Annotated in this window: 19 protein-coding genes; 3 read left to right on the forward strand and 16 right to left on the reverse strand. The window is 68.9% G+C overall.

Features of this window, described 5'->3' with window-relative positions:
• Positions 1-34 precede the first annotated feature (34 nt).
• Genes glpD through ilvN form a run of 4 tightly spaced genes read right to left on the reverse strand, consistent with a single transcriptional unit; the run spans position 35 to position 4,650 of the window.
• The gene (gene glpD, locus ACJMKZ_RS14340; RefSeq protein ID WP_405233884.1) at positions 35-1,657 is read right to left on the reverse strand and encodes a glycerol-3-phosphate dehydrogenase; all 1,623 of its coding nucleotides are present in this window, start codon (positions 1,655-1,657) and stop codon (positions 35-37) included.
• Positions 1,654-2,958, reverse strand: coding sequence for a glutamate-5-semialdehyde dehydrogenase (locus ACJMKZ_RS14345; protein ID WP_405233885.1), 1,305 nt, complete (start codon positions 2,956-2,958; stop codon positions 1,654-1,656). Before ACJMKZ_RS14345 ends, glpD begins: the two co-directional genes overlap by 4 nt.
• Entirely contained in the window at positions 2,955-4,112 is a 1,158-nt protein-coding gene (gene proB / locus ACJMKZ_RS14350) for a glutamate 5-kinase (RefSeq protein ID WP_405233886.1), read from the reverse strand. Before proB ends, ACJMKZ_RS14345 begins: the two co-directional genes overlap by 4 nt.
• A 19-nt stretch (positions 4,113-4,131) precedes the next feature.
• Positions 4,132-4,650 carry an acetolactate synthase small subunit gene (ilvN, locus tag ACJMKZ_RS14355; protein ID WP_405233887.1) on the reverse strand — a complete coding sequence of 173 codons (519 nt, stop codon included), beginning with the start codon at positions 4,648-4,650 and terminating at the stop codon, positions 4,132-4,134.
• Between the two features lie 171 nt (positions 4,651-4,821).
• Between ilvN and ilvB the strand changes: the two genes are divergently transcribed.
• Entirely contained in the window at positions 4,822-6,672 is a 1,851-nt protein-coding gene (ilvB, locus tag ACJMKZ_RS14360; RefSeq protein WP_405233888.1) for a biosynthetic-type acetolactate synthase large subunit, read from the forward strand.
• A 30-nt stretch (positions 6,673-6,702) separates the two neighbouring features.
• Here the strand turns inward: ilvB and ACJMKZ_RS14365 are convergent, their stop codons facing one another.
• From ACJMKZ_RS14365 to ACJMKZ_RS14375, 3 genes are all read right to left on the reverse strand, one after another.
• Positions 6,703-8,139 carry an aldehyde dehydrogenase family protein gene (locus ACJMKZ_RS14365; protein WP_405233889.1) on the reverse strand — a complete coding sequence of 479 codons (1,437 nt, stop codon included), beginning with the start codon at positions 8,137-8,139 and terminating at the stop codon, positions 6,703-6,705.
• A 43-nt stretch (positions 8,140-8,182) separates the two neighbouring features.
• Positions 8,183-9,127, reverse strand: coding sequence for a DUF1838 family protein (locus ACJMKZ_RS14370; RefSeq protein ID WP_405233890.1), 945 nt, complete (start codon positions 9,125-9,127; stop codon positions 8,183-8,185).
• Between the two features lie 67 nt (positions 9,128-9,194).
• Positions 9,195-10,190: a threonine ammonia-lyase gene (locus ACJMKZ_RS14375; RefSeq protein WP_405233891.1), complete on the reverse strand. Its 996-nt coding sequence runs from the start codon at positions 10,188-10,190 to the stop codon at positions 9,195-9,197.
• 135 nt (positions 10,191-10,325) lie between these two features.
• Between ACJMKZ_RS14375 and ACJMKZ_RS14380 the strand changes: the two genes are divergently transcribed.
• Complete coding sequence (locus tag ACJMKZ_RS14380) at positions 10,326-11,120, forward strand: DUF1295 domain-containing protein (protein ID WP_405233892.1); 795 nt, start codon at positions 10,326-10,328, stop codon at positions 11,118-11,120.
• Positions 11,121-11,126: 6 nt separating this feature from the next.
• Here ACJMKZ_RS14380 and ACJMKZ_RS14385 read toward each other — a convergent pair whose 3' ends face one another.
• The 3 genes from ACJMKZ_RS14385 to ACJMKZ_RS14395 form a co-directional block, all read right to left on the reverse strand.
• Positions 11,127-11,468 carry a 4a-hydroxytetrahydrobiopterin dehydratase gene (locus ACJMKZ_RS14385; RefSeq protein ID WP_405233893.1) on the reverse strand — a complete coding sequence of 114 codons (342 nt, stop codon included), beginning with the start codon at positions 11,466-11,468 and terminating at the stop codon, positions 11,127-11,129.
• Between the two features lie 104 nt (positions 11,469-11,572).
• Positions 11,573-12,352, reverse strand: coding sequence for a hypothetical protein (locus ACJMKZ_RS14390; protein ID WP_405233894.1), 780 nt, complete (start codon positions 12,350-12,352; stop codon positions 11,573-11,575).
• Positions 12,353-12,451: 99 nt separating this feature from the next.
• Positions 12,452-13,024: a GNAT family N-acetyltransferase gene (locus ACJMKZ_RS14395; protein ID WP_405233895.1), complete on the reverse strand. Its 573-nt coding sequence runs from the start codon at positions 13,022-13,024 to the stop codon at positions 12,452-12,454.
• Positions 13,025-13,083: 59 nt separating this feature from the next.
• Here ACJMKZ_RS14395 and ACJMKZ_RS14400 point away from each other — a divergent pair, with 59 nt between their 5' ends.
• On the forward strand, positions 13,084-13,596 hold the full coding sequence (locus tag ACJMKZ_RS14400) for a GFA family protein (protein WP_405233896.1): 513 nt from the start codon (positions 13,084-13,086) through the stop codon (positions 13,594-13,596).
• Positions 13,597-13,675: 79 nt separating this feature from the next.
• Here ACJMKZ_RS14400 and ACJMKZ_RS14405 read toward each other — a convergent pair whose 3' ends face one another.
• The 6 genes from ACJMKZ_RS14405 to ACJMKZ_RS14430 all read right to left on the reverse strand — a co-directional run bounded on the left by ACJMKZ_RS14405 (position 13,676) and on the right by ACJMKZ_RS14430 (position 19,234).
• Positions 13,676-14,428: a DUF456 family protein gene (locus ACJMKZ_RS14405; protein WP_405233897.1), complete on the reverse strand. Its 753-nt coding sequence runs from the start codon at positions 14,426-14,428 to the stop codon at positions 13,676-13,678.
• A 129-nt stretch (positions 14,429-14,557) separates the two neighbouring features.
• Positions 14,558-15,562 carry a VWA domain-containing protein gene (locus ACJMKZ_RS14410; protein WP_405233898.1) on the reverse strand — a complete coding sequence of 335 codons (1,005 nt, stop codon included), beginning with the start codon at positions 15,560-15,562 and terminating at the stop codon, positions 14,558-14,560.
• Positions 15,563-15,565: 3 nt separating this feature from the next.
• On the reverse strand, positions 15,566-16,666 hold the full coding sequence (locus tag ACJMKZ_RS14415; RefSeq protein WP_405233899.1) for a vWA domain-containing protein: 1,101 nt from the start codon (positions 16,664-16,666) through the stop codon (positions 15,566-15,568).
• Positions 16,656-18,014: an FHA domain-containing protein gene (locus ACJMKZ_RS14420; protein WP_405233900.1), complete on the reverse strand. Its 1,359-nt coding sequence runs from the start codon at positions 18,012-18,014 to the stop codon at positions 16,656-16,658. The genes ACJMKZ_RS14415 and ACJMKZ_RS14420 overlap by 11 nt, the downstream gene beginning before the upstream one ends.
• A gap of 10 nt (positions 18,015-18,024) precedes the next feature.
• A complete protein-coding gene (locus tag ACJMKZ_RS14425) occupies positions 18,025-18,825 on the reverse strand; it encodes a MotA/TolQ/ExbB proton channel family protein (protein ID WP_405233901.1) in 801 nt (266 codons plus the stop codon).
• A 7-nt stretch (positions 18,826-18,832) separates the two neighbouring features.
• On the reverse strand, positions 18,833-19,234 hold the full coding sequence (locus ACJMKZ_RS14430; RefSeq protein ID WP_405233902.1) for a hypothetical protein: 402 nt from the start codon (positions 19,232-19,234) through the stop codon (positions 18,833-18,835).
• Positions 19,235-19,336: the final 102 nt, after the last annotated feature.

Consider the following 19,336-nt stretch of genomic DNA (forward strand, 5'->3'; position numbering starts at 1 on the left):
TCCGCCGTCTTCCCGGCAAATAAGTTTCAAAAGTTTAAAAAGTTCGGTCCGGCACCTGGAAGCGGTCGAGGCGTTGGTGGTAGGCGGCCTTGGCCGCACTGCGTTCCTCGTCGCTCCAGCCCAGGTGGTCGCCGGCGACAGACGCCACAGCATCCAGCACGTCCAGCCCCAGTTCCGGACCCAGGCCGATCATCATGCGCCGTTGCAGCAGATCGTCCAGCGTGCGGGCGTGTTCCTGCTCGAGGCTGAAGACCACCTCTGCGGCGATCGCGCCCGTACGCTCGCAGACGATCTCACCCAGCGCCGGCTCGGCGACTGCCATCTCCGCGATCTCCAGGGCCCGGCTGCCGTAGACCGAGAGCAGGTGACCGGCGGTCTTCTCCGCGACGATCGCGGCCGCAGCCAGCCGCTGCCGCGCCTCCTCGAAATCCGCACCGCCGGGCAGCGGCTCGTCGTCCGTGGGGCACTCGGGCAGATCCCGTTCCAGCAGCCGGCCGATGCGGTCCACGACCTCCTCCGCCAGGTGGCGATAGGTAGTGAGCTTGCCGCCGATGATAGACAGCAGCCCCCGGGCCACGTCGTCGTGTTCCCGGATGATGTGCTTGCGCGTGATCGCGCCCTCCGGCCCTTCCTCCCAGGGCAAGGGCCGCACGCCGCAGTAGGTGTAGTGCACCGATTCCCGCCGGAGGCCCGCCCGCGGGAAGACCCGATTGGCCTCCGCCAGCAGGTAGTCCACCTCCTCGCTGCTCGCCCGCGCATCCGCCGGGTCGCCGGAGTAACGGATATCCGTGGTGCCGATCAGATACAGCCCGCTCCACGGGATAACGAACATCGGCCGGCCGTCGGCCTCGGCTTCGATGTAGAACGCGCTGGACGGCGCTCCCTCGAACGGCGAGACGACCACGTGGCTGCCCTTCGTGCCGCCCATCAGCCGCGGCAGCCGCGCGGGCAGCCCTTTCAGCACCCTGTCCACCCACGGGCCACCGGCGTTCACGACCACCGGGGCATGCACGCGGTGCCGATCTCCCGTCGCCAGATCCCGGTACTCGACGCCGTCCATCTTGCCCGAGCCGTCGCACAGCGCCTCCACCCGGCAATAGTTGCGCAGCACGGCGCCGGCCCGCTCGGCCGCCACCAGATTCTCGATCACCAGTCGCTCCGCCCAGGGCACCTGGGCGTCGTAATAGGCGGCCGCCCCACGCAGCCCCTCGGCCAGTATCCCCGGCTCCTCGTCGAGCAGCTCCCGCCGGCTCAGCATGTCGTGCCCCGGCAGCTCCTTGCCGAGCGAAAGCAGGTCATAGGCGAGCATGCCGGCGCGGATCAGCGCCTTGCCCCGCCGCGCGCCCCGATAGACCGGGATCACCAGCTTCAGCGGATGCACCAGGTGCGGTGCGGCCTCGAGCAGGTGGCGCCGCTCGTGCAGCGACTCGTACACCAGCGAGATTTCCGCGTATTCCAGATAACGCAGCCCGCCGTGGATGAGCCGGCTGGACCAGGCCGTAGTGCCCGCGGAAAAGTCGTCCTGCTCGAGCAGCAGCACATCGAGCCCCCGCTCCGCCGCATCCCGCGCGATGCCCGCGCCGTTGATGCCGCCGCCGATAACGACGACATCGTAGCGGGACCCGCTCCCGCCCTCGCCGGCCGCGGCCTCGCTCACGGCCGCGTCTGCCCGTCGCCGCGAACCAGGTACTTGTAGCTCGTGAGCTGCTCGGCGCCGACGGGCCCGCGCGCATGGATGCGCCCGGTGGCGATGCCGATCTCCGCCCCCATGCCGAACTCGCCGCCGTCGGCGAACTGGGTGGACGCATTATGCAGCAGGATGGCGCTGTCGAGTTCGCGGAAGAAGCGCTCCACCGGCATGGTGGCTTCCGCGATGATGGATTCCGTGTGGCCCGAGCCGTAGCGGCGGATGTGTGCGATGGCCCCGTCCACGCCGTCCACCACCCGGATGGCGATGACCGCGTCCAGATATTCGGTGCGCCAGTCCGCCTCCTCCGCCGGCTCGCAGTGATCCAGCCTCCGGCAGGCCTCCGCATCGCCCCGCAACCGGCAGCCCGCCTCGCCAAGCGCCGCGCCGATCCGGGGCAGCAGCACACCGGCCACTGCACGATCGACCAGCAGCGTTTCCGCCGCGCCGCAGATCCCCGTGCGACGCATCTTGGAGTTGACGACGACCGCCACCGCCTTGTCAGGGTCGGCACTCCCGTCCACGTAGACGTGGCACAACCCCTCCAGATGGCCGATGACGGGCACCCGGGCATCCCGCTGCACCCGCTCCACCAGGCTCCGGCCGCCCCGGGGCACGACCACGTCCACGCAGCCGTCCAGCCCGGACAGGAGTGCGCCGACCGCCGCACGATCCCGCGTGGGCACCATCTGGATGGCGGCCTCGGGCAGCCCGGCGGCGGCCAGGCCGGCGGTCAGGCTGGCGAGAATCGCCCGGCTCGAGTGATAGCTCTCCGAGCCCCCGCGCAATATCACCGCATTGCCGGACCTGAGGCACAGCCCGCCCGCGTCCGCCGTCACATTGGGCCGGCTCTCGTAGATGATGCCGATCACGCCCAGCGGCACCGTCACGCGCTGGATGGTGAGGCCATTGGGCCGGTCCCACTCCGCGATCACCCGGCCGACCGGATCCGGCAGCGCGGCAATGGCCTCGAGGCCCGCCGCCATGGCCTCGACCCTGCCTTCGTCCAGCGCGAGGCGATCGAGCATGGCCGCTGAGAGGCCCTTCTCCCGGGCGAGCGCCATGTCCCTGCCGTTGGCGCTCAGGACATCGGCAGCGGAGTCGCGCAGGTGCGCAGCCGCCCCCCTGAGCGCCTGCTCGCGCTGCTCGCCCGTGGAACGGGCCAGCTCGCCGGCAGCATCACGCGCCGCGCGACCCATCTCTTCCATCAGTGCGTCGACTTCCGCCTGCAGTTCGCTCTCTTCCGCACTCGCGTGCGCGCGTTCGCTCATGCCGTTGCCTCGTCTTTCCGTCCGTCGTCCGCCGCCGGGAACAGCGCCAGATCGTCCCGGTGGACCATCACGCTGCGGCCGGCGAAGCCGAGTATCCGATCGATCTCCGCCGAGCGCCTGCCGCGGATGCGGCGGGCATCCTCCGCGCAATAGGCGATCATACCGCGGCCGATCTCCGTGCCGTCGGCATCGGCCAGGGCCACCGTATCGCCCCGGGCGAACTCACCCTCCACGGCCGTGACGCCCACCGGCAGCAGGCTGCCGCCCCGGGCCAGCGCGGCCACCGCGCCGGCGTCCAGCAGCAGCCGGCCGCGCACTTCCAGGCTGCCGGCGATCCAGCGCTTGCGCGCCGCCACCGGCGTGGCGCCCGCACGGAACAGGGTGGAGCGACCGCCCGCGGCCAGCGCCGCAATCGGCGAGTGCACCCGACCGTCGGCGATGATCATGTCGCAGCCCGCCGCCAGCGCGATGCGGGCCGCGGCGAGCTTGGTGCGCATGCCGCCGGAGCCCCAGCGGGAAGATACCGGCCCGGCCATCGCCTCGATCTCCGGTGTGAGACGCTCGACCTCCGGGATATGTTCGGCACAGTCATCCGCGGCGGGATCGGCCGTGTACAGGCCGTCGATATCGGACAGCAGCAGCAGGCCGTCCGCGCTGATCATCTGCGCCACCCGGGCCGCGAGGCGGTCGTTGTCGCCGTAACGCAGCTCGTCGGTGGCCACAGTGTCGTTCTCGTTGATCACCGGCATCGCGCCGAGCTCGAGCAGCGTCTCCAGCGTGCCGCGGGCGTTCAGATGACGGCGCCGGTCCTCGGTGTCGTCCGGCGTGACCAGCACCTGGGCGACGGTCACGCCGTGCTCCGCCATCACCGACTGCCAGGCATGGGCGAGGCGCACCTGGCCCACCGCGGCCGCCGCCTGCTGTTCCTCCAGCCGGGAGCGGCGGCGTGCGAGTCCGAGCGGTGCGCTGCCGAGCGCCACGGCGCCGGAAGAGACGACCAGCACCTGACGTCCCTCGGCGCGGAGTGCCGCCAGGTCGGCCGCCAGCGCCGCCAGCCAGTCCCGGTCCAGCGCGCCGTCCTCAGTGGTCAGCAGCGCCGAGCCGATCTTGACCACCAGGCGCCGGTAGTCTCCCGGTCTGCCGCGCGAACTCACGGCCTGGGCCCCGACGATCTCAGGCGCTGTCGCGCAGGCCGGACTCGTGGGCCAGCACCTGCTCGCCCCGCGACATGGCCAGCGCGCCGCTGCGCACCACGGCGATGATCCGCGCGATGCCGGCGGAGCGGTCCATGAAATCCTGCACTTCCTTCACGGTGGCCGTCAGCTCCAGGGTGAAGCTGTTCTGGGAGTCGTCGAGGACGCGCGCGCCGGCCGCGTCGACCACCCCGCGCAACTCTTCGTAGGCGCCCGTGGGTATCTTCAGTTTCAGCAGCAACAGCTCCCGCTCGAAGTGCTCGCCCAGCGTCATGTCGTGGATGCTCACCACGTCGATGAGCTTGCCCATCTGATTCACGATCTGGGCGATGACCGCATCCGAGCCGCTGGAGACCACCGTAAGGCGGGACAGCGTGGGGTCGTCGGTGGGCGCCACGTTCAGCGATTCGATGTTGTAACCGCGGGTGGAGAACATGCCCGTGAGACGGGTCAGTGCCCCCACCTCGTTCTGCATGAGTACGGAGATGACGTGTCGCATGGTCCGGCTGGTCCCGTGGCAAGAATGACGTAACGTGATGATACTGGCGCTTATTCCCGGCTATTGCAATGCACAAGGAATTGACCGAGACTCGATCGGACCCTTGATTTTCCGCCGTTCCCAGGGTTGCGGCAGGCCGCAGCCACAGCGCGATGCCGCGAGCGAGTTGCCATGAGCGAGATCAGCGAGACGAGAGCCGCCCCCGCCCACCCGCTGGCGGGCAAGACCATGACCGGCGCGGACATCATCGTGCAGGTACTGGTGGACGAGGGCGTGGACACGATCTTCGGCTACAGCGGCGGCGCGATCCTGCCGACCTACGACGCCGTGTTCCGCTACAACGACGAACACCGCGGCGAGGACGGGCGCTCGCCCGTGCCGCTGGTGGTGCCCGCGAACGAACAGGGCGCCGGCTTCATGGCGGCAGGCTATGCGCGGGCCAGCGGCAAGGTGGGCGTGGTCATGGTGACCTCCGGCCCCGGCGCCACCAACACGGTGACGCCGGTGCGCGACTGCATGGCCGACTCGGTGCCCATCGTCGTCATCAGCGGGCAGGTGCCCACCGGCGCCATCGGCAGCGACGGATTCCAGGAGGCGCCGGTCTCCGCCATCATGGGCGCCGTCGCCAAGCACGTGTTCCTGGTCACCGACCCGGAGCGCCTCGAGGCCACCGTGCGCACCGCCTTCGAGATCGCTCGCACGGGCCGGCCCGGCCCGGTGGTCGTGGACGTCCCGAAGGACGTGCAGAACTGGGAAGGCAGTTTCCGCGGCGGTGGCTCGCTGCCCGTGCCGGGTTACCGGCGCCGGCTGCAGACCGCCATGAGCGACTCGCTCTCGGCCGAGCAGTGCGAGAACTTCTACCGCATGCTGGCCGAGGCGGAGCGGCCGCTCATCTACGCAGGCGGCGGCGTGGTCAACTCCAACGGCACCGAGGCGCTGCGCGAGTTCGCCGACCAGCACGGCATACCCGTCACGACCACGCTCATGGGCATCGGCGCGGCGGACACCACGCAGCCGCTGTCGCTGCACATGCTGGGCATGCACGGCACGGCCTTCGCCAACTACGCGGTGGAGGACTGCGATTTCCTCATCGCCGTGGGCGCGCGCTTCGACGACCGGGTGGCAGGGGTACCGAAGAAGTTCGCGCCGAACGCTCGCCACATCGCCCACTTCGACGTCGACCCGTCGGAGATCGGCAAGGTGAAGAGCGTGCACTGGCACTACATCGGCGAGCTGACCTCGAGTCTGCGCAAGCTGTCCGCGTACGGCCGGCGTATCGGCTTCGACAAGGACTACTCCCGCTGGCACGGCGAGATCGCCGACCTCAAGAAGACCTACGCGCTCAACTACGACCGGGCGAGCGAGCTGATCCAGCCCCAGTACGTCATCGAGGAAATCAACCGGCTGACCGGCGGCGAGGCCATCATCTCCACCGGCGTGGGCCAGCATCAGATGTGGGCGGCGCAGTACTTCGACTTCAAGGCGCCGCGCCTGTGGCTGACCTCCGGCAGCATGGGCACGATGGGTTTCGGCCTGCCGGCGGCCGTGGGGGCCCAGTTCGCCCGCCGCGATCGCCTCGTGATCGACATCGACGGCGATGCCAGCATCCGCATGAACCTCGGCGAGCTGGAGACGGTGACCACCTACGAGCTGCCGGTGAAGGTCGTCGTGCTGAACAACTACGGCGACGGCATGGTGAAGCAATGGCAGCGGCTCTATTACCGGGGCCGCCTGTCGGCCAGCGACAAGTCGCTGCACAGCAAGGACTTCGTCAAGGCGGCCCAGGCCGACGGCTTTCAGTACGCCGTCAGGCTCGCGGACAAGCAGCAGGTGCCCGAGACCATCCGCGAGTTCATCGAGTATCCCGGCCCCGCGTTTCTGGAGGTCATCATCGACCCGGAGGCGAGCGTCTTCCCGATGGTGGGCCCCGGCATGCCCTACTCGGAGATGATCACGGGCGACTTCATCCCGAGCCGCAGCAAGCAGGGCTCGCGGGAGGCCGGTCCGTCGGAGATGTTCTGAGCCCGCGGTGCGGCGGGCGCGGCGCAGCGCTCAGGGTCGGCCGTGGCGTTCGGCCACCGCCTCGATGGTGACGGGCGCGTTCTCCTGACGTATCAGGGCGCGCCGGCGCAGGAAGCGCCGCATGCCTGCCGGACCCATGCGCGAGCCGCCCAGGCCGGAGCTCTTGAACGAATCCTTCTCCGCCTCGTAGAACTGGGCGGTCATCGCCCCGTCGTTGAGGCTGACCGCACCGGCCTCCAGTTGCCGGCCCACGGCCTCGGCCTCCTCCAGGCTGCCGCCCAGGACCGCGGCCGAGAGGCCGAACTCGCTGTCGTTGGCGAGCGCGACGGCCTCCTCCACCGTATCGAACGGCATCACCGGGATCACCGGCCCGAAGGTCTCCTCGCGCATCAGTGCCATACCGTGATCGACGCCCGTGACCACGGTCGGCCGTATCCAAAGGCCGCCGCCGTGGGTCTCGATCTCGCCGCCGCAGCGGATGCGCGCACCCCGCGCCACCGCATCCTCCAGCTGCGTGTGGATGGTCTCCGCCTGCCGGTCGAAGATCAGCGGGCCGATGTGGCCTGCGTGGATGTCGGGCCAGTTCAGCTCGACCCGTTCGGCCGCAGCCACCAGCTCCGCGACGAACTCGTCGAAGATCTCCCGCGCAACATAAACGCGCTCGATGGACTGGCAGGCCTGTCCGGTTGCGGTCACCGACGCACGCAGCGCCGTGGCTGCCGCCTGCTTCGGGTCGGCGCTCGCCAGCACCACCATCGGGTCCTTGCCGCCGAGTTCCAGGAAGGCCGGGATGAAGCGGGCGGCAGCGGCCGCACCCACCTTGCGCCCGGTGGCCACACTGCCAGTGAAGCAAACGGCGTCCACGTTGTCGATCAGCGCCGCGCCGGTGGCGCCGTCGCCCTGCACGAAGCCGAGCACGGCATCGAGTTCCGGCACCTCCGCCAGCGCGGCGGCGAGCGGCGCGACGAAGCGCGGCGTCACCTCGCTCGGCTTCACCAGCACCGCGCAGCCCGCGATCAGCGCCGGTATGGCGTCGATGAGCGACAGCGTCAGCGGGAAATTCCAGGGGCTGATGGCGCCCACCAGCGGCACGGGCACCAGCTGGGTGCGGTAGGTAATGCCCGGGACCGAGGACGAGCGCAGCGGCTCGGCCAGTATCTCGGGCGCGAGCCGCGACCAGCGCTGCACGGTGCCGGCGACGCCGCCGATCTCCGCCACGGAGACGAAATGCCGTCCGGTGTCGGCGACCAGGGCGTCCAGCAGCTCTTGCCGGTAACGGGACAGCGCATCGACCCAGTCACCCAGCACACCGATACGCTGCTCGAGCGGCCGCGCCGCCCACGCCGGCTGGCCCGCCCGCAGGCGGGCAGCGGCGGCGGCAACGGCCCCGGCGTCGGCCGGCGCGATTCGGTAGTCGTACTCGCCGGTCCGCGGATTGCGGACGTCGAGCAGGCGCTCGTCGCTCATGACATTTTGTGGCCAGCTATGGCGATCTGACGAGGACTGAGGATCAGTGGCGGGACCCCGCCTCCTCGCGCGCTTCGCGGCGCTGCTCCATGAGGCTGCGGAAGTACGACCAGCTGGTGACGTTGCGCCGGGCATCGTCCACCGGCGGCGGCTCGCGATAGATCGGGTAGTTCTCCTCGATCTGCGTCTTCATCGTGTCCGAGAGCTCGTCGTAGCCGTTGATCTTCAGGCCCGCCGTGTGCATGTACATGTCGCCGTGGCGTCCGCCCATCTTCATCCAGGGCAGCCACTGGGAACGGCGCACCCAGCCCACGCGGACGTCGGCCGTGTGCTTGTCGGCGTCCACCAGATCGTCGATGTCGCCCATGAAATTGAACATCTCCGTGGCGTGATAAGTGCCGCCGACGTAGGGCTGGTAGTCACCGCCGAGCGGGTTCGGGTAGAACAGCGGCACCGTGATGGTCATCCACCAGGCGTTGTTCTTCGTCGACAGGCCGACCTGATACGGTTCGCCGTCGGCGGTGCGCTCGAAGGTGGGCCGGCCGTTCACCGGATCGTTGGTGACGTGCACCACTTCCACGGTCTCGCCGGTCCAGGGGTTTTCCCACTCCTGCAGCACTTCGCCCGTTTGCGGATCCTTGTAGAGCAGGATCTCGCGGCTCACCAGCCGGTAGCCCTCGCCCCTCTCGGGGTCGGTGACCGTGCCGCACTGACGCACGTTCATGCCCTCCACCAGGAGCAGCAGTTTGTCCGCCTCGCCGGGCACGCGGCTGTAGGCCCGCCCGTGCCACCAGTAATACACCGGTTTCTCGTCCTCCAGGGAGCACATGATCTTGCGCGAGGCGGCTACGGCGCCCTCGCCGGTGGACAGATCGATCCCGGCCGACTGCGCCACAGGTGCCGCCGTCAGACAGACCATCATCGCAGCTGCCATGGCAATGGTCATCGCACTGGCATTCGCAAGGATCCTCGTCGGGCTCGCGTGCATTCCTGTTCTCCTTCTCGCTGTTCCCGCACTGCCCGCCGGACCGCTCCCCGCGGGCGGCTCAAGCTTATCACGCCGCCTCCGTGCCCCCGCCTGTGAGACGACAGAAATCCCCGGTGGCCACGTTGCCGCCGGAGAGCACCACCACGGTGGTGCCGGCGCTCCCGACCTTGCCGGCCAGCAGTGCCGCTAGCGCCACTGCGCCGCCGGGCTCCAGCACCAGGTGAAGTTCCTCGAAGGCGTGGCGCATCGCGGCGACGGCCTCCTCGTCCGTAACCGTGAGGACGCCCGCGAGTCGGCGCTGCAGCACCGGAAAGGTCAGCCGCCCGGGCGAGGGCGTGAGCAGGGCATCGCAGACCGACCGCGCCTCCGGCGAGACGCTCTCCCGCCGGCCGCTGGCGAGCGAGCGGGCCGTGTCGTCGAACGCGGCGGGCTCGACCGCCCAGATCTCCGTCGCCGGCGCCAGCGACTCGGCCGCCAGTGCGATGCCGGCGCTCAGGCCACCTCCGCCGCAGCACACCAGGATGCGGTCCGGCATCGCGCCGAGCTCCCGGGCCTGCCGACAGATCTCCAGCCCCACGGTGCCCTGGCCGGCGATCACCGCGTAGTGGTCGTAGGAGGGCACCAGCGTCGCGCCGCGCTCCTCGGCGATGGCGTGGCCGATGGCTTCCCGGTCCTCCCGGTAGCGGTCGTAGGGGCGGATCTCAGCGCCGAGTCTCCGCGTCGCCTCCACCTTGCGTTGCGGCGCGTCCTCCGGCATGACGATGGTGGCGCGCATGCCGAGCAGCCGGGCCGCCTCCGCCACGCCCTGGGCGTGGTTGCCCGACGACCAGGCCACCACGCCGCGCTCCCGCGCCTCAGGCGGGATCTGCGCCAGGCAGTTATAGGCGCCCCGGATCTTGAACGATCCCGTGCGCTGCAGGCACTCCGGCTTCAGCAGCACGCGGCCCCCGGCCCGCTCGTTCAGCGCCGGCGATTCCAGCAGCGGCGTCTGCACGGCCACGCCCGCGATGCGTGCGGCGGCGGCCTCGATGACCGCCAGGTCCGGCTCGCGCTCCGCCGTCACGACGCCGTCTCCCGGCGCGCACCCGCACGGAAACTGCTACCCTCGACGCTGCGTCCGGCGGCAGCCGCTATACGAATAGCGATACGAATAACCGCCGGAAAATTCACTCCTCCCGGCACCAAGGAGCCGTCATCCATGCAGGAACTGGCACTCGTCCTCGGCACGACCCTCATCGTCACCCTCGTCTGCGTATTCATTCTGTGGCTGCTCAGCATACCGCTGAAGAACGCCAGCATCGTCGACATTTTCTGGGGCCCGGGCTTCGGGGTCATCGCCGTGGTCACCTGGTTCCTGGCCGAGGGCGCGCTCGCACGACAGAACCTGCTGACGGCGCTCACCGTCATCTGGGCGGCGCGGCTCGGGCTGTACCTCGCCTGGCGCAATATCGGCCATGGCGAAGACCCCCGCTACCGCCGGATGCGCGAGAAGACCGAGGCCGCCGGCGGCAACTTCGTCGCCGCCAGCCTGTTCAAGGTATTCCTGCTGCAGGGCGTGCTGATGTGGCTGATCTCCATGCCCGTGCAGGTGGGCCAGATCTACGACCGGCCGGCCGAACTCGGCATCGTCGCCGCCATCGGCGCGGCCCTCTGGCTCATCGGCTTCCTGTTCGAGGCCGTCGGCGACTGGCAGCTGGCCCGCTTCAAGGCCGACCCCGCCAACGAGGGCCAGGTGATGGACCGGGGTCTGTGGCGTTATACCCGGCATCCGAACTACTTCGGCAATGCCTGCCTGTGGTGGGGCCTGTTCGTCATCGCCTGTGAGAATCCGGTGGGCCTGTGGACGGTCTACGCCCCTGTCGCCATGACCTGGCTGCTGCTGAAGGTCAGCGGCGTGAGCCTGCTGGAGCGCTCGCTGAAGAAGACCAAGCCGAAGTACGAGGAATACGTGCGGCGCACCAGCGCGTTCTTCCCGCTGCCGCCGAAGGACTAGCGCCACTCACGCGCCCGCGGCCAGACGGTCGATCTTGGCCGCGCAGATGAAGTCGTTGTCGGAGAGCCCGTCGATGGCGTGGGTGGTGTAGCGCACCAGGCAACGCCCGTAGCTCACTTCCATCACCGGGTGATGACCCTCCACCGTCGCCATCCACGCCACGGCATTGGTGAACGCGATGGTGCGCGCGAATCCCGTGAACTCGAAGTCCCGGCTGATGGATTTGCCGTCACCGGACAGGTTCCACTCCGGATCCAACCCCTTCATCAGCGCCTGCGCCTGCTCGGCGGTCAGCGGCTCCACGCCGCCCTCGCAGGGCCGGCAATGCTTGTCTGCCAGTGATGTCATCGACGGTTCCTGCACATCGTTCCGTTCGCAACCCTTCAGGCGGCCTCACGACGGTCGATCGACGATCCGCCGTGAGGCCACGGTATCAACGGAGCCCGGCCCTGTCAGTCGTCGGCCGGCTTCAGGTCCTCACGCTCCGTCCAGATGGTGTAGTCGGAGCTCGCGAAGCCGCTGTTGAAGTCGGCGAATACGGCATCGGCTGCCGTCTCGGATCCCAGCTTCTCGGCCAGGAAGTCGTAGAAACTCGGATCCGTGGGCGCCATGTCCGCGAAATTCTCCATCGGGTTGACCAGCATCAGCACCGACTTGCCGCCGATGCGCGACAGCCACAGCCACTGGTGATCCCCATCCGCCCAGCCTTCCTCCTTCGCGATCTTGCTGAAGTGCCTGCGCGCGATGCCGGCTGCGGGGCCCGCATCCTCCTTCCAGACCCAGCTCGTGACGCCGTAATACTTGTACGGGCCGGCATCCTCGGGCATGTGGCTGTGCTTCCAGTCGTTGCGCTCGAGATAGTGATGGTAGTGATCGACGTACTGATCCACGTTCTCGTTCCAGTGTCGGGACAACCCCTGTTTGCTGTCTTCACTCTCGAACTTGTCCAGGTCCGCGAAGTCGTGGCAGCAGGAGCGGAACTGGTAGATTCCGAGCTTGTGGCCCACCACGGGGACGTAGATCGCCCATTCCCTGGCCTCGCCCTGATCCACCCGGAACTGGTTATGCGCCTTGACGGCGGCCTCGAACTCGGCCTCCATGCCCCGCTTCGGTATGACGTACCAGACGTCGGTCAGAGGCTTCGGTTCTTCGTGATTGTCCGCCGGCAGACTCAGCGGCACAGTCAGTGCGAGGGTCGCCAGGACACCCGCCAGTATCGCTCGTATCTTCATGCTCGTATCCTCATCGTTGTTATCGGTTTTTTTCTGAGGTACCGGCGGCACACGACAGCGCCCGCGGCTCCCCCGCGGCACAGTATACCCTCGGGGCGGTCAGCCGGCGGACGTCGTGTCCGCGCGGGATGGCCGCTGCCAGTCGTCCCTGCCGATCCCGTACAGCACAATGTCCTCGTGCCGCTCTCCCTTGCGGAACTCCTGCCGGGCCACGCCTTCCCTGCGCATCCCCGCCTTGACGAGCACGCGGCCCGAGGCCGGGTTGCGCAGCAGGTGATGTGCCTGCACCCGGGTCAGGCCCAGCTCTTCGAACCCGAAAGCCACGACGGCGATCGCAGCTTCGGTGCAGTAACCCCGGTTCCAGAACGGCACGCCGAGCCAATAACCGAGCTCCGCGACTTCGGCAGCTTCCAGGCGGCGGAGTCCGATGGCGCCGATCAGCTCACCGGTGCTGCCGCGGGTGATGGCGAAATTGCAGAGCCGGCCCGCCTCGAACTCCGGTTGGTGGGAAGCGATCCAGCGCTCGGCCATGCCCTGTTCGTACGGATGCGGGATATTCAGCGTCGTATCGGCGATCGCACGGTCCCCTGCGAGACGCTGCACGTCGGCAGCATCCCACATCTCGAAAGGCCGCAACCGCAGCCGCCGTGTCTCGATCACCGGCCTTTTCACGCTTCGTCGATCCGTCATAATCCCGACTGGCGAAGCATACCCCGTCCGGATGGACTCTGATGTATCGAAGCGGCGAGCGAGGACCCGACACCCTCGGACCGGATTACGGCTCTCCGGCCGATCCGGCGTTCCGCGCGCGGTATGCGGCCCGCTGTCACTGCGGCGCCGTGTGCTACGAGGTGGGCGCCGACCCGGTGGATGTGAAGCTCTGCCACTGCCGCGACTGCCAGGTGCTGCACGGCGCACCCATGCAGTGGGCGGCGATATTCCACAAGCGGCATGTACGCGTCACGGCGGGCATCGAGCGCCTGCGCTTCTACGCGAGCGGCCCGGGCCGGGCGGAGCGCATCCTGCCCTGCAAGGTCTCCTGCGGCCGCTGCGGCACCCCCATCGCCGACGAGGGACGGCGGATGTGGCTCGCGTTCCCCGAGTTGTTCGACTTCGGCCGGCCCCGGCGGATACCGGACGCGTTCCGCCCGACCTGTCACATCTTCTACGGCATGCGGGTGATAGACGTGGACGACGACCTGCCGAAGTGGGCCGGCCACAAGGACCAGTCGCCGCGAGTCTAGGCGGGCCGGCAAAGGAGAGGCGGCTGCCGTCGCCGGCAGCCGCCTCCTCTCGCCGTATGACCGGGGCCGTTGCCGACTCTCAACGCGTCTCCGCCACCCGCTGCGCCGCGCCGTCCTCCGGCACGTACAGCGTCAGGCTGACCCGGCGCTCGAGGGCGTTGCGGTCCGGGTCGCCCTCCTCGCCTCCGGCCTCGCCGTGGGCATTGGCCGTGACGCGGGAGGCGGGGATGCCGCCGGCAGTGAGCAGGCCGCGGACGTGCTCGGCCCGGCGTTCGGACAGTGACTGATTGTAGTCTTCCTCGCCGCGGGGATCGGCCCACGCGTCGAGCCTGATCTGCACCGATGGAAGCGCCGCGAGCACCCGCGCCAGTTCGTCCACGCGGGCCGCGGTCTCGGCATTCAACTGGTCGGCCTCCGTACGGAACAGCAGGTCCATCTCGATGCCGGTCGTCATCAGCTCCAGCATCTGGGGCGCACCACTGGCGACCAGCGCCTGCAATTCAGCGCCGACCTTCCGGAGATCGCCGTCGGTGGCGGCCAGCTCGGCCTCCATCCGGTCGAGACGCTGCCGCGCGGCCGTCAGCTCGCCGCTCAGGACTTCGTTGCGCGCGTCCTTCTCGTGGTACATGTCGCCGAGTTTCGCCCCCAGCGCGGCGCCCACCAGGAATCCGACCGGGCCGCCGGCGGCGGCGCCGACGACGGCACCGGTACCGAAACCGATTGTCTCCTGGCGCGACGCCTCGGCGGCCGAGGCCGGCTGCACCGCGGCGGTGATGCCCAGCGCGAGGCTCGTGATCAGGGCGAGGGACCGGCTCATGGTTTTCGTCTTCATGTCGTCATTCTCCTGCGGCGATGGCCGCGTCCGTTGGCTACGGTTGCCATTGAAGCGCCGCGGCCGGGCGCCGCAGTGGAACACCCGTGACGGATCGGGACGAAATATGACGAATTGTGGCGAGGCGCCTCAGCGGTTGTCGTCGACCAGCGCGACGAAGGTGCCGCCGTTGCGGTGGGTGAGTTCACGCATGAGTGCGGCGAACTGGATGGTGGAATTCTGGATGTTGCCCGGGCCGCCGAAGCGGTATGGGAATCCGACGGCGTGGATGCGCACCAGGCGCTGGCCGTCCTGCCCCTCCGGATTGAGCCGGTCGACGGCATCGGCCACCCCCTCCACCGACTGCCCGGTGTACTCGTCGCCGAAGACGTACAGGCTCACCTTCCTGTCCGGCGCAGCGAAAGTGCGGATGGCGGTCTGGATGCCATTCACCGGGGTGGAGAAACTGAGCGGCCGCCAGCTGGCCATGGCCGAGAGGATCGCCTTGCGGCGGGACGGGGTATCCGGGATCCACTTGCCGGCGAAGCTCTCGAACATGTAACGGCCGTTGTCGTTCATGATCTGTATGCCCTTCACCTGGGGATACAGATCGAGCGTCTCGGTGAGTTTGCGCCGCGCGAGATTCCAGCTGAACTCCTGCATGGAGCCGGACGTGTCGATGATGAAGACGATGTACTCGCTGTCCACCGGAATGCCGCCGACGGGCGCATCCTCCGGACGGCTGTAGTCCGCGTTCAGCCGCCGCATCTCCTCGGTGAGTTGCTGCCTGGCCGCCCGCAGCTCGCCCTCGTCCACGGTGGGGATGCTCTGGTCGCCCGCGGTGGCGTCGTAGCGTCCCTCGATGCGGGAGAGATCGCCGTACAGGCGCGCGAGCTTCTCCTTCGATTCGGAGACCTGCTCCTTGGCGCTGTCCAGCTCCCGGTTCAGGATGACCGTTTCGCCGCGGATGTCGAACAGCTCCTGCTCCAGCCGGGCGATGAGTCCCTCCAGGTCCTGCTGGGTGCGCTCGATGGTCTGCGGCTCGTAGATCTTGGTGAGCACGAGCAGCAGCAGCACCGCGCCGAAGCCGCAGCTGATCGCATCCAGGAACGAGAGGCTGAAGCCCTCCGCGTCTCTTTTCCTGCGCCGCGCCATGGTTCAGGGCCAGTCCTTGCTGATGCTCATGAACGAACCGCGCGTGCGGTACGCGAGCTTCCAGAATTCGATCGGCGCCGCGTAGTCGCCCTCCATCGGGAACAGCATGATGTTGATCGGCACGCCGCTCGGCACCTCCCGCACGGCCTGGGCATGCAGGGCCTGGCGCTGGGGCCCGGAGATGGTGCGCCGGGCCGGCGGCTTGTTGCCACGGGTGGGCAGGCTGTCCACCAGCAGGAACACGTTGTCCGGCCGCGGATTCATCTTCCTTATGACCTCATAGGCCCCCTGCAGGTTCGTGCCCCCCTGCGGCACGGTGATGCGCAGCCGTCGGATGGCCTCGCCGAGTTTCAGGCCGTCGCCCACGTCCAGCCAGACACCGTCGCTGCCGTCCAGCACGGGCTCGGCGCTATCGTTGAACGTATAGATCTGGAATTTCGCGTCCGGCCGGAACTGGGTGGTGATCCAGTCCACCGAGGCGATGGCCTGGCGCCACTTCGCCGCGCGCAGTTTCTGCTCGTCGCCCATGTTGCGCCGGCGGATGACGTTCACCACCTTCTTGTCCAGCATGCTCGCCGAGGCGTCCAGGAGCACCAGGACGCGGTCGCCGCCCACCTTCAGGCCGGTGAGGTACTGGCGGTCGCCCTCGCCGCGGAAGGCACGCACCTGGTCGCCGAGCGCAGCCTCCCGCTCTGCGGCCGCCGCCTCGAGCCGCTTCTTCTCCGCCTCCAGCTGCTCGATATCGGCGCGCAGCTTCTCGATGCGCTCGATGCGCGCCAGGGTGGTGTCCTCGTATTCGGACAGCTCCTCCCGGATGCGCTCGATCTCCCGCTGCACCCGCTCGGCCTCGCCCTCGGTCCGGATCCGCTCCTCCTCCACCTCTTCCAGGACGTTGCGGACCTTCACCATGTCCTTGCGTCCCTCGAGCACCTGCTCCTCCAGGCGCGTGGTTTCGCTCATGAGCTCGGCCGTCTCGGTGTCGGCGTTGCGGGAGACGGTGGCGTTGATGATCATGAAGAACAGCACCACCGCGCCGAAGCCGCAGCTCATGATGTCGAGGAACGACAGGCTGATGGCCTCTGTCCTGCGGCGCTTACGCGTCATCGCTCTCCACCACCCGGATGAGCCGGAACTCCTGGCCCGGCGTACCCACCCGCAGGCTGTCCCCCGCCTGCAGCACCGCCGATCGCTCGATGCGGCTGCCGTTCAGCCAGGTGCCGTAGCGGCTGAGATCCTCCACGATGCACTGGCCGTTGTCCCGGCGCAGCACGCAATGGCGGCGGGAGACGCCGGCCATGTCGGCGGCCAGCGTGATACCCCGTTCGCCGCCGAGGCTGGTACCGATGGCGAGACCGTCGCCGTCCAGCGCCCAGGCACGGTGGCCGTGGAGCAGATGGCTGGGCGACTCCCCGGCCTCACGAACCGGCGCAGCGGGCGCCTCCACCGGACTCTGGTCCCAGGGCAGGCGCCGGGTCAGCCGGGCAGGTCCCGCCGTCGCCGCCGGGGCCCGCGCCAGCGCGCCACGCGCGGCCGCGGCCTCCTCCAGCACGAAGGGTTCGCCGCCGGCGCGGGCCACGAGGAAGTCCACCAGCCCGGGCAGAGCTGCGGTGTGCCGGGTGAACTGCAGCGCCGGCGACTCGGCGGCCCGGATCAGGGAGCGGACGTGGCCGGCGAGACTCTGGTAGATGCCGCTCACCGCCTCCGTGAAGGTCAGCAGCCCCAGCGCGGCCTCGTGGGTATGGCCGCCGAACTCGAGCTGCATGCGCACCTCGCCGCTGCGTTGCGCCGTCTCCAGCCACGCCTCCAGGCGATCGTAGAGGAGCTGCTCGGACTCGGCAGTGTGCAGCGGGTCGAAGCGGCTCTGGCGCACGAAGGCCTCGGCGATCACCGCCACCCAGGTGTCGCGCAGCGCCGCGAGGCCGGCCGCGTCCACCAGCTCCACCCGGTCGGTCGCAGCCCCTTCTTCCTGGGCGATGCGGCTGACCGTGGCCGTGTGAAGGGAGAGGTCGATGTGCAGCAGCGAGCGGCCCGGATAGGCACGCCGGGAGCAGGCCACGGCGGAGTCCACGAGCGCCGTGACCGGCAGCTCGAGCTCACCGGCGATGCCGAGCAGCACGCCGAGGCTGTCACGCTCCATCCAGGCAGGCACCGCGAACACCACGCCGTCCGCCGCCGAGCGCTCGCTGCGCCAGATCTCCTCCAGCTGCCGGGACGCCAGGTCCGCCGGCGTCAGGTGGCGGAACTTCAGCTCCTGGACCGGCTCGAGGCCGAGATGGCGCCAGAAATGATTCACGACGCTGCGCGGATGGCGGCGCGCCTCCGCCATCGCCCGCCGGCCGGTGACCAGGTCGCCGTCGCCGAGCAGCGCGAATCCCGGCTCCCGGTAGACCAGCCGCGAGCCGGTCACCGCCGTGACGGCGGCGTCGTTCAGGGATATCGCGAGGGTCGTCAAACCGTCTCCGTCAGTCGGACTTCATGTGGCGGATCAGCTGCTGATCCACGTAGCTCTCGGTGTCGAAGACGAGCCGTTCCTGGAACAGCTGCATCTGGTGGACGAGGAACATCAGCACGATGGACAGCAGCAGCGCGATGAACGTGGAGTTGAAGGCGACGCCCAGACTCTGGGTGACGCCGGCGATGTCGCCCTCCACGGCCCGGTCGGCCTGGGCCAGCGCCTCGCCGATGCCGCGCACCGTGCCGATGAAGCCGATGGACGGGATGGCCCAGGAGATGTAGCGGATCATCGCCAGCTCGGAGTCCAGCCGCTCGGCCTCGGACTCGCAGATGGTATGAGTGCTCGAGGCGACATCCTGCACGTTATGGGTGGAGTTGAAGCGCTGCAGCGCATTCAGCAGGGCGCGCGGCAAGAGCATGCGTTGCTGGGCGTCGTCCAGCGCCTGGATCTGGCGGGCGTACTCGCGGGTGTCTTCCGGCAACACCCGCATTCCTTCCGCGACCGGCACCAGTTCCTGCTCCAGCAGGGAGCGCTCGCGCACGATGCGCACGGACTTGTAACCCATGATGGCCAGCGCCCAGAACATCAGGATGAAACAGGCCTCCTGCTCGAAGTCCTTGATCAGCACCCACACGGAGCGCTCGCGTACATAGTCCGGGTCTTCCTCCACCAGCCGGTTCTGCTCGACGATCACCTCCGCGGCGTTCGGACGCACCACCGAGACGTAGAAGGTGTGCACAACGATGATCACGATGATCAGCGCGAACAGCTGGTAGACGAATTCGAACGGGATGTTCTTCTTCTGCATGGGTCTCTCAGATATCCACCGGGAAATTCACTGACTGGTCCGAGGAGACCTCCTGCGTGGGCACGAAGTCGTCGTCCTCTTCCTGTTCGTAGTCGCCGCTGGCGCCCTGTTCGTCGGCGCCGACGATCTCGGCGAGCCGTTCCTCTTCTTCCGTCAGGCCGTCGTCCGCTTCATCCGCGGCGCCCTCGCCGTCGGCCCCCTCGGCGCCGGTCGTGCCTGCGGTGCCATCGTCGCCGTCCGCTGCAGGGGCTTCGGCGTCGGCCTCGCCCTCCGACGTCCCGCTCTCCTGTGCCAGCGCGACGGCGCCGGACCACGGTCCGGCCGCGAGCGGCGCGGCGAGGACCACGGCCACGGCAATCGCCGCGAGCAGCGCCGGCGCGGCGATCCTGCGTACAAAGGTCGAAGCCATTGTCCATGCCGTTGTCGATGCCGTTGTCGATGCCGTTGTCGATACCATGGGGATGCCTGCCGGTGTCATTGTCCCAGAATCCACGAGTATGACAGCGCGGGC

The sequence above is a fragment of the Lentisalinibacter salinarum genome, assembly GCF_040706555.1.
In the GTDB taxonomy this organism is placed as follows: Bacteria; Pseudomonadota; Gammaproteobacteria; order Steroidobacterales; family Woeseiaceae; genus Lentisalinibacter; species Lentisalinibacter salinarum.